This is a genomic window from Aeromicrobium sp. CTD01-1L150, assembly GCF_041951745.1.
GTDB lineage: Bacteria > Actinomycetota > Actinomycetes > Propionibacteriales > Nocardioidaceae > Aeromicrobium.
In genome coordinates this window covers 3,289,534-3,304,342 of sequence record NZ_CP169555.1, presented here as the reverse complement: position 1 = coordinate 3,304,342, position 14,809 = coordinate 3,289,534, and the positions used below count along the sequence as shown (strand labels likewise).

The window sequence follows — 14,809 nt, the reverse complement described above, 5'->3', positions numbered from 1 at the left end:
GCATGGGACGCACGCTCGCCTTCATCGCCGACCGGGTCGACGCCACTGCGCACCCGGCGAGCGTCGCGGTCACCGAGGAGCTCTCGCCGGGGCTACGTCGGATCGTCCTGCGCAGCCGGGCCTTCGCCGAGGTGGCCACCGACCCGTGCGACGTCACGGCGTTCAGGGTCTCGCGGGTCGACTACCGGCACTACACGCCCGCGCTGCTCGACCCGGTCGGTGAGGGCGGCGACCTCACGATCATCGTGCAGCGCCACGGTGACCAGGTCGATGAGCCCACCCCCGGTCACGACCTCATCGAGAGCTGGCGCGTGGGTGACGACGTGCTGGTCTCGCGATGGTCCTCCACGCGGGCCTTCCGGTGGGAGAGCGACGACGCACCGGTCGTGCTGCTCGGCGACGCCACGGTCATCAGTCTTGCGATGGCCATGGAACGACGGACCGCCGCTGAGGGCCGCGACCTGGTCGCCGTCCTGGAGGTGCCGCCCGAGGACGTGGAGGCGGCGCAGCTGCTGGTGCCGCGCAGCACGGTGATCAGTGCCGGGCCGAGGCCGGGTGTCGCCGTAGACGCGTGGCTGGCGCAGAACGTCGAGGCCCTGCGCCTGCTGGACTCTCCGCGGGCCTACGTCGCCGGGCACGGGCAGTCCATCCAGCGCCAGCGCTGCGTTCTCCGTGACATCGTGGGGCTCGATCGTCGCTCCGTGAAGACGCAGCCGTACTGGGCCACCGGCAAGGCCGGCCTGTGAAGAGCTGACCCTCACTCCTCGTGAAAATCTGTTGCTCACCCCGGGAAACACACAGGGGTGAGCAACAGGAAACCGTGGGATGTCACCTGATCCCCATGAGCTCATGGGAATCAGGGGGCGTGTGGGACGGCAGAGCACTAGCCTGCCGGTGTGTCGATCGAGCCCGGGCTGCCCGTCGCCCTCGCGCTGGGGGCGCTGCTGGTGCTGGCGCTCATCGGCCACCACTACGGCCGGTACGGGCTGCAGGGGCCGGTGCTCGTGGCGGGGACGCGAGCGCTCGTCCAGCTCACCGTCGTGGCGCTGGTGATCGCGTTCGTCGTGGAGGACCTGTGGCTCTCCTCCGCCTTCGTGCTGGTGATGTTCGCGACGGCCGTGCTCACGACGTCGCGCCGGGTCGGCGGGCTGGCCGTGTGGCCGGGAGCGGCCGCGGCGATGGGCGTCGCGCTCGTGCCGGTCCTGGCGATCATCCTCGGCACGGGCGCGGTGCCGGCCGAGGGGATTGCCGTCATCCCGGTGGCAGGCATCATCATCGGCAACACGATGACGGCGCACACCCTCGCCGGGCGGCGGGCGTTCGACGCGCTGCGCGAGGGGCTGCCGCAGTACGAGGCCGGGCTCTCGGTGGGCATGCTGCCGCAACAGGCGATCCGCGAGATCATCCACGACCGCGTGCCGGAGGCGCTCGTGCCGGGGCTCGACCAGGTGCGGACCACCGGACTGGTCACGCTCCCCGGTGCCTTCATCGGTGTCATGCTCGGCGGAGGATCTCCGGTGCAGGCCGCCACCGCGCAGGTGCTCGTGCTGTTCGGGATCATGGCGGCACAGGTCATCACGGTGGTGCTCGTGGAGCGGCTTGTCGCCGCCGGTCGGCTCATGCCGGACGACGTCGGGGACCTCCTGGCCGACTGAGACCGGGCCAGGGCTCCACCACCGGCGTGTGCTGGCTCACGGGCGTAGGATCGGGCCATGGATCAGCCGGGCATCCCAGACGCATTCGCCACCCTCGGACTCACCTACGACGACGTCCTGCTCCTCCCGGGCGAGACCGACGTCATCCCCAGCGAGGCGGACACCGCCGCGCGCCTGACCCGTGAGATGACTCTGCGGATCCCTCTGCTGTCCAGTGCCATGGACACCGTCACCGAGTCCCGCATGGCGATCGCGATGGCCCGCGAGGGCGGTATCGGCATCCTGCACCGCAACCTCTCCATCGAGGACCAGAGCTACCAGGTCGACCTGGTCAAGCGGACCCAGACCGGCATGATCCCCAACCCGGTGACGATCGGTCCCAAGGCGACGCTGGAGGAGCTCGACGAGATCTGCGGCGAGTACCGCGTCTCCGGCCTACCCGTCGTCGACCCCGACGACCACCTGCTCGGCATCATCACCAACCGCGACCTGCGCTTCACGCCCGTCGCGGAGTGGGCGAGCACCCTCGTCGGCGACGTCATGACCCCGATGCCGCTGGTGACCGGCCCCGTCGGGATCAGTCGTGAGGACGCTTCCTCGCTGCTGCGCCAGCACAAGCGCGAGCGACTGCCGATCATCGACGACGAGGGTCGGCTCGCGGGACTCATCACCGTCAAGGACTTCGTGAAGTCCGAGCAGTATCCGATGGCCAGCAAGGACTCCGAGGGCCGGCTGCTCGTCGGTGCCGCCGTCGGCTTCTTCGGCGATTCCTGGGAGCGGGCCAACGCCCTGCGGGAGGCCGGCGTGGACGTCCTGGTCGTCGACACCGCGCACGGTCACGCCCAGGCGCTGCTGGACATGATCCGGCGGATCAAGGCCGATCCGGCGTTCGACGACATCCAGGTCATCGGCGGCAACGTCGCCACTCGCGAGGGTGCGCAGGCACTCGTCGACGCCGGGGCGGACGCGGTCAAGGTGGGGGTGGGGCCCGGTTCGATCTGCACCACCCGCGTCGTGGCCGGCGTCGGCGTCCCACAGGTGACAGCCGTGTACGAGGCATCGCTGGCCTGCAAGCCCGCCGGGGTCCCGGTCATCGCCGACGGCGGGCTGCAGTACTCCGGCGACATCGCCAAGGCGCTGGTCGCCGGCGCGGACTCGGTCATGGTCGGCTCGCTGCTGGCCGGGTGCGAGGAGAGCCCTGGCGAGCTGGTCTTCGTCGCCGGCAAGCAGTACAAGACCTATCGCGGTATGGGTTCCATCGGGGCCATGGCATCGCGTGGCAAGAAGTCCTACTCCAAGGACCGCTACTTCCAGGCCGACGTCACCAGTGACGACAAGATCGTCCCCGAGGGCATCGAGGGCCAGGTGGCCTACCGCGGGCCGCTGGGCGCGGTGGTCCACCAGCTCGTCGGAGGTCTGCACCAGTCGATGTTCTACGTCGGGGCACCGACCATCGCGGAGCTGCAGGCACGTGGCCGGTTCGTGCGCATCACCTCGGCCGGCCTGAAGGAGAGCCACCCGCACGACATCCAGATGGTCGCCGAGGCACCCAACTACACCGGTCGCTGACCCACGTCTGCAGGTTTCCCACGAGACCGCTCAAGACCTGCAGTGATGACACGAAACTTCGTGTGCTTTGCGCAGGGAAAGAGCGGTCTCGTGGGAAACCTGGGGCCCGTGGGGCGGGCGATAGGGTATCGGCATGGCTGAGATCGAGATCGGGACCGCCAAGCGCGGCCGCCGAGCGTACTCCTTCGACGACATCGCGATCGTGCCGAGTCGGCGCACCCGTGATCCGGAGGAGGTCTCCACCCACTGGCAGATCGACGCCTACCGGTTCGAGCTGCCGGTCGTCGCCGCCCCCATGGACTCGGTGATGAGTCCGGACACGGTGATCGAGCTCGGTCGTCACGGCGGCCTCGGCGTGCTCGACCTCGAGGGTCTGTGGACCCGGTACGAGGACCCCGAGACCCTGCTGGCCGAGATCGCGGACCTCGAGCCCGGCACGGCCAACGCCCGCATGCAGGAGATCTACGCCGAGCCCATCAAGCCCGAGCTGATCACGGCCCGGCTGCAGCAGATTCGCGACGCCGGTGTCACCGTGGCCGGTGCGCTCTCCCCGCAGCGCACCAAGCAGTTCGCCGACGTCGTCGTCGAGGCCGGGGTGGACCTCTTCGTGATCCGCGGCACCACCGTCTCGGCCGAGCACGTCTCCGGCCAGACCGAGCCGCTGAACCTCAAGGAGTTCATCTACGAGCTCGACGTCCCCGTCATCGTCGGCGGTTGTGCCACGTACCAGGCGGCCCTGCACCTCATGCGCACCGGCGCTGCCGGCGTGCTCGTCGGCTTCGGCGGCGGGGCCGCGCACACCACGCGCTCGGTCCTCGGCGTGGCCGTCCCGATGGCCTCCGCGGTGGCTGACGTCGCCGCCGCCCGTCGTGACTACCTCGATGAGTCCGGCGGCCGGTACGTCCACGTCATCGCCGACGGGTCGATCGGACGCAGCGGGGACATCGCCAAGGCCATCGCCTGCGGCGCCGACGCCGTCATGCTCGGCTCGCCGTTCGCGCGGGCCGCCGAGGCGCCCGGCCGTGGCTTCCACTGGGGCGCCGAGGCCTGGCATGCCGAGCTGCCGCGCGGTGAACGCGTGGAGTTCGGGACGTCGGGATCCTTGGAGTCGCTGCTGTTCGGTCCGTCATCGGTGCCTGACGGAACCATGAACCTGATCGGCGCGCTGCGTCGCGCCATGGCCACCACCGGCTACACCGAGCTCAAGGAGTTCCAGAGGGTCGAGGTCACGGTGTCCTGACCCGGCGCCGTCCGCGGCGCCGCGCAGGTACCGCACGCCTGGGCGAGAGTGCCGCCACAGGATGCTGCACGATCCACATACCGGCGGTATCCTGACTCGCATGTCTGTCGCCAGCGTCGTCCCCGCGTCCCGGGTCCGTAGTCTCACCGCCCTCGTCCGCAGCACCACGGGGGAGGTCCGCACCACGACGTCTCCGCTGACCGGCGAGGACGTCGCGCAGGTCCCGCTGTCGAGCATCGAGGACGTGGAGACGGCCTTCGACACCGCTCGCGTCGCGCAGGAACGGTGGGCCCGCACTCCGCTGGCATCGCGCTCGGCCGCCCTGCTGAGGCTGCACGACCTCGTGCTGGAGCACACCGACGAGCTGCTCGACCTCATCCAGATCGAGTCCGGCAAGTCCCGCGCGCACGCGTTCGACGAGGTGGCCCACCTCGCGCTCACCGCTCGTTTCTATGCCCGCAGGTTGCGTGGCCAGGTCAGTCCGAGCCGACGCAACGGTGTGCTTCCCGGTCTGACCAGCGTCCGGGTCAACCAGGTGCCCAAGGGGGTCGTGGGCATCATCAGCCCCTGGAACTACCCGCTCACCATGGCCCTGTCCGACGGCCTCCCGGCCATCGCCGCTGGCAACGCGGTGGTCCACAAGCCCGACAGCCAGAGCCCGCTCATCGCGTTGGCCGGCGTGGAGCTGCTGCGTCGCGCCGGCGTGCCCGCCGACGTGTGGCAGGTCGTCAGCGGCCCCGGGTCGGTCGTCGGCACCGCGATCATCGAGCGGGCCGACTACATCTGCTTCACCGGTTCCACCGCCACCGGGACGATCGTGGCCAAGCAGGCCGCCGAGCGGCTGGTCAACTACTCGCTGGAGCTCGGCGGGAAGAACCCGATGGTCGTGCTGCCCGGTGCCGACGTCGAGCGTGCCGCGGCGGGAGCGGTCACGGCCTGCTTCTCCTCGGCCGGGCAGCTGTGCGTCTCCATCGAGCGGCTCTACGTCCACGACTCGCAGCTCGACGCCTTCCGCGACGCGTTCGTACGTCGGGTGCAGGCGCTGAGTCTGGGGGCGTCGCTGGACTGGGACGCCGACGTCGGCTCGCTCATCTCCCAGTCCCAGGTCGAGACGGTCACCAAGCACGTCGAGGATGCCGTCGCCAACGGGGCCACCGTGCTGACCGGTGGGCGAGCGCGCCCCGACCTCGGCCCGTACTTCTACGAGCCGACGGTGCTGGAGGGGGTCACGGAGGCGGCCGAGTGCTTCGCCGAGGAGACGTTCGGTCCGCTCGTCTCCCTGTACCGCTACTCAGACGTCGAGGAGGCCGTGGAGCTCGCCAACGCCGGCGAGTACGGCCTCAACGCCTCGGTCTTCGGCCCTGTGCGTGAGGCCCGCCGCATCGCCCCGCGCATCAAGGCGGGCACCGTCAACATCAACGAGGGCTTCTCGGCCAGCTTCGGCAGCATCGACGCCCCGATGGGTGGCATGCGGAGCTCGGGCGTCGGACGTCGCCAGGGTGCTGAGGGCATCCTGCGCTACACCGAGCCGCAGGCCGTGGCCGTCCAGCGCGGGCTGCCGGTCGGCGGGCCGTCGTTCGTCAGTTCCCGGCTGTGGTCGAGGCTGATGACCGTCGGCCTGAAGATCCTGCGTCGGACTCCCCGCGCGTGAGCGCATCGATGACGCGGTGCGTGAGCGCATCGATGACGCGGTGCGTGAGCGCGTCAATGACCCCCGCGCGTGAGCGCATCGATGACGCGGTGCGTGAGCGCGTCAATGACACAGGGCGTGAGCGCATCAAGATGGCACACTGCGCGAGAGGAGACGAAGGATGAGCGAGTTCGACCACGACGTCATCGTCATCGGGTCCGGGTTCGGCGGTAGCGTCTCGGCGCTGCGCCTGGTGGAGAAGGGGTACGACGTCGCCGTGCTGGAGGCCGGCAAGCGGTTCCGCGACGAGGACTTCGCCAAGACGTCCTGGCGGCTGCGCAAGTTCCTGTGGCTACCGCAGCTGGGCTGCTACGGCATCCAGCGCATCGACAAGCTCAAGGACGTCCTCATCCTGTCCGGTGCGGGTGTGGGGGGCGGGTCGCTCGTCTATGCCAACACGCTCTATGAGCCTCTCGACCCCTTCTACAAGGACCCCGCGTGGGGGCACATCACTGACTGGAAGGCCGAGCTGGCGCCCTACTACGACCAGGCCAAGCGAATGCTCGGCGTCACGACGTACCCGGTGGAGACGCCCGCCGACCGCGTCCTGCGCAAGACCGCCGCCGACATGGGCGTCGAGGGCACCTTCCACCACACGCCCGTCGGGGTGCTCTTCGGCGAGCCCGGCGCCAAGGTCGCTGACCCGTTCTTCGGTGGTCAGGGGCCTGAGCGTCATGCCTGCACCCACTGCGGTGAGTGCATGACGGGCTGCCGCCACAACGCCAAGAACACGCTGGTCAAGAACTACCTCTACCTCGCAGAGAAGCACGGCGCCGAGGTCCATGCGCTCACCACCGCCACGGCCGTGCGTCCGCTGCCAGGCGGTGGCTACGAGGTCGAGGTGCGCCGCACCAACAAGCGGTTCCGGCGCCGGCGCACCATGACCGCCCAGCAGGTGGTCTTCGCGGCCAGCACGATGGGAACTCAGAAGCTGCTGCACCGGATGAAGGACGACGGCGCGCTCGCGCACGTCTCGGACCGGCTGGGTCTGCTCACCCGCACCAACTCCGAGGCCCTGCTCGGCGCGATCGCCGACGATCGTGACGTCGACTACACCGAGGGCGTCGCCATCACGTCGTCTTTCCACCCTGATGAGCACACCCATGTCGAGCCGGTGCGCTACGGCAAGGGATCCAATGCGATGTCTCTCATGCAGACCGTCCTGACCGACGGGAGCTTGCCGACGGCGCGGTGGAAGACGTGGCTCAAGGAGATGTGGCGTCAGAAGCGGAACCTGTTCAAGCTCTACGACCTGCGGCATTGGTCCGAGCGCACCGTCATCGCGCTCGTCATGCAGACGCACGACAACTCGATCACCACCTTCACCAAGCGAGGTCTGTTCGGGCGGCGGCTAACCTCCAGGCAGGGCCACGGCGCCCCCAACCCGGCCTTCATCGAGCCGGGGCACCAGGCCGTCCAGCACATGGCCGAGCACATGGGTGGGACCGCCGGGGGCACGATCGGTGAGCCGTTCAACGTGCCGCTCACGGCGCACTTCATGGGCGGGGCCTGCATCGGCGACTCCGCAGAGACCGGTGTCATCGATCCCTTCCACCGTCTGTACGGGTACGAGGGCCTGCACGTCGTGGACGGTTCGGCGATCAGCGCCAACCTGGGTGTCAACCCGTCGTTGACCATCACCGCGCAGGCTGAGCGGGCGATGTCCTACTGGCCCAACAAGGGTGAGGCGGACGTCCGTCCGGCCGTCGGGGAGGACTTTCGCCGGCTCGACCCGGTCATGCCCAACCATCCGGTGGTACCTGATGACGCTCCCGCGGCGCTACGCCTGCCGATCGTGGGTGTCAGCTGACGCCCAGCCCCCGACGGGTGAGTCCCCCCGATTCGTGAGCCCGGGCACCCAACCAGCGCGTGGTTGGGTGCCCGGGCTCACGAATCGGAAAGACCATCAGTCGGTCCACTCGATCGAGTGGACCTCGTGCGAGCCGGGGATGCCTTTGAGGGTGACGGCGCGGGACTCAAGGACATCGAACTCCTCGGCATCCAGCTGCTCCAGCACGGAGTCGCTGATGAGGATCTCGCCGCCGTCGGCCTGCGAGGCCACGCGGGCCGCGTGGGCGACGTTGCGACCGAACAGGTCGTTGTCGCGGTGCACCGCCGAACCGCGGTGGGCGCCGATGCGCACGTTGACCGACGCGAGCCGGGACCCCGGTCGCACACCTGCGATGCCGCGCTGGATGTCGACGGCCGCCCGAACCGCCTCGGCCGGCGAGCCGAAGGCCACCATGAAGCCGTCGCCCTGAGTCTTGACGACGTGCCCGCCGTGCTCGGTGACGGCGTGGGTGATGATCCGGTCGTGCTTGGTCAGCAGCTGCACCCAGGCGCGGTCGCCGAGATCGTGGTTCAAGGTCGTGGAGTCCTCGATGTCGGAGAACAGGATCGTGACGGTGCCGTCGAGGGCTGCCAGGCGCACCAGGTCCGGCCGCTCCACGTCGGCCCAGCCCGCCAGCTCGCCGATCGAGCCGCGCAGCACCCCGCCGATGCCATGGTCCTTGACCATGATCGCCGTGCCCACCGCGCCGCGCACTGCCTGGGTAGGTGTCGGCACCAGGCGACGACGTCGAGGTGAGGGACGTCGCAGCTGATCCAGGCGCCGGCGCAGGGTGAGGACCCGGCGACGGGTGACGAGCCACAGGGTCGTGGTGACCACCAGCGCCGCGGACCAGAGAGCGACGACAGCGATCAGCACCAGCTCGAGCGTCGACATCAAGAGTGAATCTAGGGCATGCCGCGCTCGTCGGACATGCCTGGCGCGAAACGCGCGGCCCAGGCCGATCATCGGCCCGTCACGGTGGGATGTCTGCGGGAACACAGAACCCGGCCTGGAGGGAGCTCACGGGCCGGGTCCTGTTCGGTGCCGCTTGGGAGCGGGCACAAAGATCTAACGGGAGGGAGTGTTGTTAGATCCGTCTAGTTCAACGACGGACCGTCCACGGGGTTACGAGGTGTCTGGGAAAAATCTCGCGCCGATACGATGCTGTCCGTGACACCAGACCATGATCTCGTTCTCGTCGTCGACTTCGGTGCCCAGTACGCCCAGCTCATCGCGCGACGGGTGCGTGAGGCCAAGGTCTACTCCGAGATCGTCCCGCACACCATGCCGGTGGAGCAGATGCTCGCCAAGCAGCCCAAGGCCATCGTCCTGTCCGGAGGGCCGGCGTCGGTGTACACCCCCGACGCGCCACGGCTGGACCCCGCGCTCGTGGACGGCACGGTCCCGGTCTTCGGCATCTGCTACGGCTTCATGGCCATGGCGGCCGCCCTGGGCGGTGACGTCGCCCGCACCGGCCAGCGCGAGTACGGCCGCACCGACGTGGAGGTGCTCGACCCGGGCACGCTGCTGGACGGGCTGCCCACCTCGCTCGTGTCGTGGATGTCCCACGGGGACGAGGTCGTCGGAGCGCCCGAGGGCTTCAGTGTCAACGCCCGTTCCCCGCGCGCCACCGTCGCCGCCTTCGAGAACGTCGAGCGTGGCCTCGCCGGGGTGCAGTGGCACCCCGAGGTCATGCACTCCGAGCACGGCCAGGACGTCCTCGAACGCTTCCTGGTCGACATCGCCGGCTGCCGTCGGACGTGGACGAGCGTCAACATCGTGGAGGAGCAGGTCGAGAAGATCCGGGCCGAGGTGGGCCAGGCGCGTGTCATCTCCGCCCTCTCCGGGGGCGTCGACTCTGCCGTCTCCACCGCTCTGGTGCAGCGAGCCGTGGGGGACCGGCTGACCGCTGTCTTCGTGGACCACGGTCTGCTGAGGCAGGGCGAGGCCGAGCAGGTCGAGCGCGACTACGTCGAGGCCACGGGCGTGGACCTGAAGGTCGTCGACGCCAAGGCTCAGTTCCTCGGGCACCTGGAAGGTGTCAGCGACCCCGAGAGCAAGCGCAAGATCATCGGACGTGAGTTCATCCGAGTCTTCGAGGAGGCCGAGCGCGAGGTGCTCGCCACCCCGGGCCCGCCGGTCAAGTTCCTCGTGCAGGGAACGCTCTACCCCGACGTCGTGGAGTCCGGTGGCGGTGAGGGGGCAGCCAACATCAAGAGCCACCACAACGTCGGAGGACTTCCCGAGGACTTGGAGTTCTCGCTCGTGGAGCCGCTGCGCACGCTGTTCAAGGACGAGGTCCGCGAGGTCGGGCGACAGCTCGGCATCCCCGAGGCCATCGTCGGTCGGCACCCGTTCCCCGGGCCGGGTCTGGCGATCCGCATCATCGGCGCCGTCGATGCCGAGCGGCTGGACGTCCTGCGCCGCGCCGACGCCATCGTGCGTGAGGAGACCGCGCGCGCCGGTCTCGACGCGCAGATCTGGCAGTTCCCCGTCGTGCTGCTCGCCGACGTCCACTCCGTGGGTGTCCAGGGTGACGGTCGCACGTACGGCCATCCGATCGTGCTGCGCCCGGTCTCCAGCGAGGACGCCATGACCGCTGACTGGAGCCGGTTGCCGCACGACGTGCTGGAGCGCATCTCCACGCGCATCACCAACGAGGTCGAGGAGGTCAACCGGGTGGTGCTGGACGTCACCAGCAAGCCGCCCGGAACGATCGAGTGGGAGTGAGTCTGTGGCCCTGACCAGGGTCGTGCTGCATGGTTTACGCCCACGGCGAACGGCGGAACAGCGGGGGCCAAGGTGCCGTTGAATCCCGTATGTGGGCGTCCCTCCACGGAGTGAACAACCCGCAACTAGACTAAAGAGAACCAGTACCCGTTCCAAGGGGGACGAATGTTCGAGAGGTTCACCGACCGCGCCAGGCGCGTCGTCGTGCTCGCCCAAGAAGAAGCGCGCATGCTCAGCCACAACTACATCGGCACCGAGCACATCCTCCTCGGCCTGATCCACGAGGGCGAAGGGGTCGCTGCCAAGGCGCTCGAGAGCCTGGACATCTCCCTGGAGGCAGTCCGCGGCCAGGTCGAGGACATCATCGGCCAAGGCCAGCAGGCGCCCAGCGGGCACATCCCGTTCACGCCGCGTGCCAAGAAGGTGCTGGAGCTCAGCCTGCGCGAGGCGCTGCAGCTGGGCCACAACTACATCGGCACCGAGCACATCCTGCTCGGCCTCATCCGCGAGGGCGAGGGCGTGGCAGCACAGGTGCTGGTCAAGCTCGGTGCCGACCTCAACCGGGTCCGCCAGCAGGTCATCCAGCTCGTCAGCGGCTTCCAGGGCAAGGAGGCCGAGACTGCCGGTGCGCCCAGCGAGAGCCAGCCCAGCACGTCGGCGGTGCTCGACCAGTTCGGCCGCAACCTGACGCAGGCCGCACGCGAGGGCAAGCTCGATCCGGTCATCGGCCGTGAGACGCAGATCGAGCGCGTCATGCAGGTCCTCAGCCGCCGCACCAAGAACAACCCGGTGCTCATCGGCGAGCCCGGCGTCGGCAAGACCACCGTCGTGGAGGGCCTTGCGCAGGACATCGTCAAGGGCGACGTCCCCGAGACGCTCAAGGACAAGCACATCTACACGCTCGACCTCGGTGCGTTGGTGGCCGGCTCGCGCTACCGCGGTGACTTCGAGGAGCGCCTCAAGAAGGTGCTCAAGGAGATCCGCACCCGCGGCGACATCATCCTGTTCATCGACGAGATCCACACCCTCGTCGGGGCCGGAGCCGCCGAGGGTGCCATCGACGCCGCCAGCATCCTCAAGCCGATGCTGGCCCGCGGCGAGCTGCAGACCATCGGTGCCACGACGCTCGATGAGTACCGCAAGCACTTCGAGAAGGACGCCGCCCTCGAGCGCCGCTTCCAGCCCATCCAGGTGCCGGAGCCCTCGATCGCGCACACCATCGAGATGCTCAAGGGACTGCGGGACCGCTACGAGGCACACCACCGCGTCACCATCACCGACGACGCCCTCGTGGCCGCAGCCACCTTGGCCGACCGTTACGTCTCGGACCGCTTCCTGCCGGACAAGGCCATCGACCTCGTCGACGAGGCGGGATCGCGGTTGCGCATCCGTCGGATGACGGCTCCGCCGGACCTCAAGGAGTTCGACGAGAAGATCGACGACGTCCGCCGCCGCAAGGAGGGCGCCATCGATGCGCAGGACTTCGAGGCCGCCGCCTCCCTGCGTGATGAGGAGAAGAAGCTCATCCTCGCCAAGGCCGAGCGCGAGAAGCAGTGGCGTGCCGGCGACATGGACGTCGTGGCGGTCGTCGACGAGGAGCTCGTCGCCGAGGTCCTCGCGCTGGCCACCGGCATCCCGATCGTCAAGCTCAGCGAGGAGGAGTCCGGTCGCCTGCTCAACATGGAGGCCGAGCTCCACAAGCGGGTCATCGGTCAGGACGAGGCCGTCAAGGCACTGTCGCGGGCGATCCGGCGCACCCGTGCCGGACTCAAGGATCCCCGACGCCCCGGCGGATCGTTCATCTTCGCCGGCCCGTCCGGTGTCGGCAAGACCTGGCTGTCCAAGGCGCTCGCCAACTTCCTGTTCGGCGAGGACGAGGCGCTGATCCAGCTCGACATGAGCGAGTACAGCGAGAAGCACACCGTCTCGCGCCTGTTCGGCTCGCCTCCTGGCTATGTCGGCTACGAGGAGGGCGGACAGCTCACCGAGAAGGTCCGTCGCAAGCCGTTCAGCGTCGTGCTGTTCGACGAGGTCGAGAAGGCCCACCCCGACATCTTCAACTCGCTGTTGCAGATCCTCGAGGAAGGCCGGCTCACCGACTCCCAGGGTCGTGTGGTCGACTTCAAGAACACCGTCATCATCATGACGACGAACCTCGGCACGCGTGACATCGCCAAGGGCGTCAACCTGGGCTTCAGCCGGGCTGATGACGTCGCGGGCAGCTACGAGCAGATGAAGGCCAAGGTCTCCGAGGAGCTCAAGCAGCACTTCCGGCCCGAGTTCCTCAACCGTGTCGATGAGATCGTGGTCTTCCCGCCGCTCACGCAGGACGAGATCATCGAGATGGTCGACATGATGATCGGCTCGCTCGAGACCCGCCTGAAGGACAAGGACATGGGCATCGAGCTGACCCCCGCCGCCAAGGAGCTGCTCGCCAAGCGTGGGTTCGACCCCGTGCTCGGTGCGCGCCCACTGCGTCGCACGGTCCAGCGCGAGATCGAGGACACGCTGGCGGAGAAGATGCTCTTCGGCGAGGTTCGCGCCGGCGAGATCGTCCTGGTCGACGTCGAGGGCGAGGGCAAGGAGGCGTACTTCACCTTCAAGGGCACCCCCAAGGCCGAGCTCGAGCTCACCGAGGGCACCGACCCGCTTGCGGTGGAGGCCGGCTCCGGCGAGTGAGTCCGTACCACTGATGAGGCCCGGAACCCGAGCAGGGGTTCCGGGCCTCGTCGTTCAGTGGTTGGATCACCTGCCATGAACAAGATCCTGCTCCTGGTGGCCGGCGCTCTGGTGGCACTCGGAGTCGTCGCCTTCGTCCTGCAGCCGGGTCCGCCCGATGGGGAGTGTGTGCCCGACGGGCAGCCGTCGTCCGGGTACGTCGATGAGGAGAGCGGCTGCAACATCTCCATCGAGAGCTTCGAGGAGATCATGGACCACGAGAGCTCGCCCAAGTGGTTCCGTATCGCCGGGCTGCTGCTCGTCGTCGCCGGTGTGGTCACTGCGGTGGCGGCGTTCGTCGTCGGGCGCAGACGCGCCGGCGACCCCGGGCCGCCCGCGCCCTGAGCGATCGGTGGTCGTCAGGACGGCTACCAGTGGTGCGGGAACAGGGCCGGCGGCCGGCTCTCGACCACAGGTGCGGTCAAAGGAGTGCCGAGGGAAAGGTGCTCAGAGACTGAACGTGCCGTCGTCGTGCACGGTGGCGAGGCCGTCGTCGAGCAGGCTGTCCAGGCAGCGCTCACGCTGGGTCTCGTCCTCCCACACGGCGTCGAGCGTCGTCTTGGGAACGTGACCCTCGGCGTCGCGCAGCACGGCCATGAGGCGGCCACGGCACTGGCGGTCCGTGCCCGCCCAAGCCTGAGCGCGCCGGGGCGGTCCCTCGTGGGCGGGGTGGCCTGCCAGGTGCCAGCGGCAGGCCCAGCTCACCGGACACTCGTCGCAGCGAGGGGACCGCGCGGTGCACACAAGAGCTCCCAGCTCCATCGTCGCTGCGGCCCAACGATGCGGTGCGACGTCGGCCGGGAGCATCGACGCCGCGAGGCGACGTTCGGCCGTCGTGACCGACGGTGCCGGGAACGCATCGCCGTGCAGGACACGCACGAGCACGCGTCGCACGTTGGTGTCCAGGACGACGTGCCGCTGCCCGAACGCGAACGAGGCGACGGCAGCAGCGGTGTACTCACCGACACCCGGTAGGTCGAGCAGCATGGCGTGGTCGTCGGGAACCTGACCGCCGTGCTCCTCGGTGATCGCCACGGCCGCAGCATGCAGGCGCTGTGCCCGGCGCGGGTACCCCAGACGTCCCCAGGCCCGCACGGCCTCGCTCGCCGGCTCGGCCGCCAGGTCCGACGGTGTGGGCCACCGCTGCACCCACTCCTCGAAGACGGGACGGACGCGAGCGACAGGAGTCTGCTGCAGCATGAGCTCGGAGACCAGGACGGCCCAGGGATCCGGCAGGCCGGCGCTCGAGCGCCACGGCAGGTCCCGCGCTGCTGCGTCGAACCATCCGACGATGTCCTCGTGGATCCTTGCGACGCGGGCGACAGACGAGCCCGGCGGGGGTGCCGGGCCGGGGGCGGCAGAAGACATCCTCATGG

11 protein-coding genes are annotated in these 14,809 nt (G+C 69.0%); 9 read left to right on the top strand and 2 right to left on the bottom strand.

The genetic code is table 11. The annotated features are described in order from the left end of the window. Positions 1 to 2 precede the first annotated feature (2 nt). From ACEVFP_RS16350 to ACEVFP_RS16325, 6 genes are all read left to right on the top strand, one after another. On the top strand, positions 3 to 746 hold the full coding sequence (locus tag ACEVFP_RS16350; RefSeq protein ID WP_375000505.1) for a siderophore-interacting protein: 744 nt from the start codon (positions 3 to 5) through the stop codon (positions 744 to 746). 150 nt (positions 747 to 896) lie between these two features. Then, positions 897 to 1,655, top strand: a complete 759-nt coding sequence (locus ACEVFP_RS16345; RefSeq protein ID WP_375000504.1) for an ABC transporter permease — start codon at positions 897 to 899, stop codon at positions 1,653 to 1,655. Positions 1,656 to 1,712: 57 nt separating this feature from the next. Continuing rightward, a complete protein-coding gene (gene guaB / locus ACEVFP_RS16340; protein ID WP_375000503.1) occupies positions 1,713 to 3,224 on the top strand; it encodes an IMP dehydrogenase in 1,512 nt (503 codons plus the stop codon). A 133-nt stretch (positions 3,225 to 3,357) separates the two neighbouring features. Beyond that, positions 3,358 to 4,464 (top strand): GuaB3 family IMP dehydrogenase-related protein, encoded by a 1,107-nt coding sequence (locus ACEVFP_RS16335; protein ID WP_375000502.1) that lies wholly within the window; start codon positions 3,358 to 3,360, stop codon positions 4,462 to 4,464. A gap of 100 nt (positions 4,465 to 4,564) precedes the next feature. Continuing rightward, positions 4,565 to 6,115: a succinic semialdehyde dehydrogenase gene (locus ACEVFP_RS16330; protein ID WP_375000501.1), complete on the top strand. Its 1,551-nt coding sequence runs from the start codon at positions 4,565 to 4,567 to the stop codon at positions 6,113 to 6,115. 160 nt (positions 6,116 to 6,275) lie between these two features. Further along, positions 6,276 to 7,964 carry a GMC oxidoreductase gene (locus ACEVFP_RS16325; RefSeq protein WP_375000500.1) on the top strand — a complete coding sequence of 563 codons (1,689 nt, stop codon included), beginning with the start codon at positions 6,276 to 6,278 and terminating at the stop codon, positions 7,962 to 7,964. A gap of 96 nt (positions 7,965 to 8,060) precedes the next feature. On the opposite strand, the gene ACEVFP_RS16320 is transcribed toward ACEVFP_RS16325, so the two are convergent. Beyond that, the gene (locus tag ACEVFP_RS16320) at positions 8,061 to 8,879 is read right to left on the bottom strand and encodes an adenylate/guanylate cyclase domain-containing protein (protein WP_375000499.1); all 819 of its coding nucleotides are present in this window, start codon (positions 8,877 to 8,879) and stop codon (positions 8,061 to 8,063) included. A 267-nt stretch (positions 8,880 to 9,146) separates the two neighbouring features. On the opposite strand from ACEVFP_RS16320, the gene guaA reads away from it, so the two are divergent. The 3 genes from guaA (at position 9,147) to ACEVFP_RS16305 (ending at position 13,778) form a co-directional block, all read left to right on the top strand. Next, positions 9,147 to 10,715, top strand: coding sequence for a glutamine-hydrolyzing GMP synthase (gene guaA / locus ACEVFP_RS16315; protein ID WP_375000498.1), 1,569 nt, complete (start codon positions 9,147 to 9,149; stop codon positions 10,713 to 10,715). 165 nt (positions 10,716 to 10,880) lie between these two features. Then, on the top strand, positions 10,881 to 13,394 hold the full coding sequence (locus ACEVFP_RS16310) for an ATP-dependent Clp protease ATP-binding subunit (protein ID WP_375000497.1): 2,514 nt from the start codon (positions 10,881 to 10,883) through the stop codon (positions 13,392 to 13,394). 75 nt (positions 13,395 to 13,469) lie between these two features. Continuing rightward, positions 13,470 to 13,778, top strand: a complete 309-nt coding sequence (locus ACEVFP_RS16305) for a hypothetical protein (protein WP_375000496.1) — start codon at positions 13,470 to 13,472, stop codon at positions 13,776 to 13,778. A 102-nt stretch (positions 13,779 to 13,880) separates the two neighbouring features. Here ACEVFP_RS16305 and ACEVFP_RS16300 read toward each other — a convergent pair whose 3' ends face one another. After that, on the bottom strand, positions 13,881 to 14,801 hold the full coding sequence (locus ACEVFP_RS16300) for an A/G-specific adenine glycosylase (protein ID WP_375003858.1): 921 nt from the start codon (positions 14,799 to 14,801) through the stop codon (positions 13,881 to 13,883). Positions 14,802 to 14,809: the final 8 nt, after the last annotated feature.

Bases quoted from the DNA above. Each gene is read 5' to 3' on its own strand.
- ACEVFP_RS16310 (WP_375000497.1), top strand. From the start codon at position 10,881: ATGTTCGAGAGGTTCACCGACCGCGCCAGGCGCGTCGTCGTGCTCGCC.
- guaB (WP_375000503.1), top strand. From the start codon at position 1,713: ATGGATCAGCCGGGCATCCCAGACGCATTCGCCACCCTCGGACTCACC.
- ACEVFP_RS16300 (WP_375003858.1), bottom strand. From the start codon at position 14,801: ATGTCTTCTGCCGCCCCCGGCCCGGCACCCCCGCCGGGCTCGTCTGTC.
- ACEVFP_RS16325 (WP_375000500.1), top strand. From the start codon at position 6,276: ATGAGCGAGTTCGACCACGACGTCATCGTCATCGGGTCCGGGTTCGGC.
- ACEVFP_RS16330 (WP_375000501.1), top strand. From the start codon at position 4,565: ATGTCTGTCGCCAGCGTCGTCCCCGCGTCCCGGGTCCGTAGTCTCACC.
- guaA (WP_375000498.1), top strand. From the start codon at position 9,147: ATGCTGTCCGTGACACCAGACCATGATCTCGTTCTCGTCGTCGACTTC.
- ACEVFP_RS16335 (WP_375000502.1), top strand. From the start codon at position 3,358: ATGGCTGAGATCGAGATCGGGACCGCCAAGCGCGGCCGCCGAGCGTAC.
- ACEVFP_RS16305 (WP_375000496.1), top strand. From the start codon at position 13,470: ATGAACAAGATCCTGCTCCTGGTGGCCGGCGCTCTGGTGGCACTCGGA.
- ACEVFP_RS16320 (WP_375000499.1), bottom strand. From the start codon at position 8,879: ATGTCGACGCTCGAGCTGGTGCTGATCGCTGTCGTCGCTCTCTGGTCC.
- ACEVFP_RS16350 (WP_375000505.1), top strand. From the start codon at position 3: ATGGGACGCACGCTCGCCTTCATCGCCGACCGGGTCGACGCCACTGCG.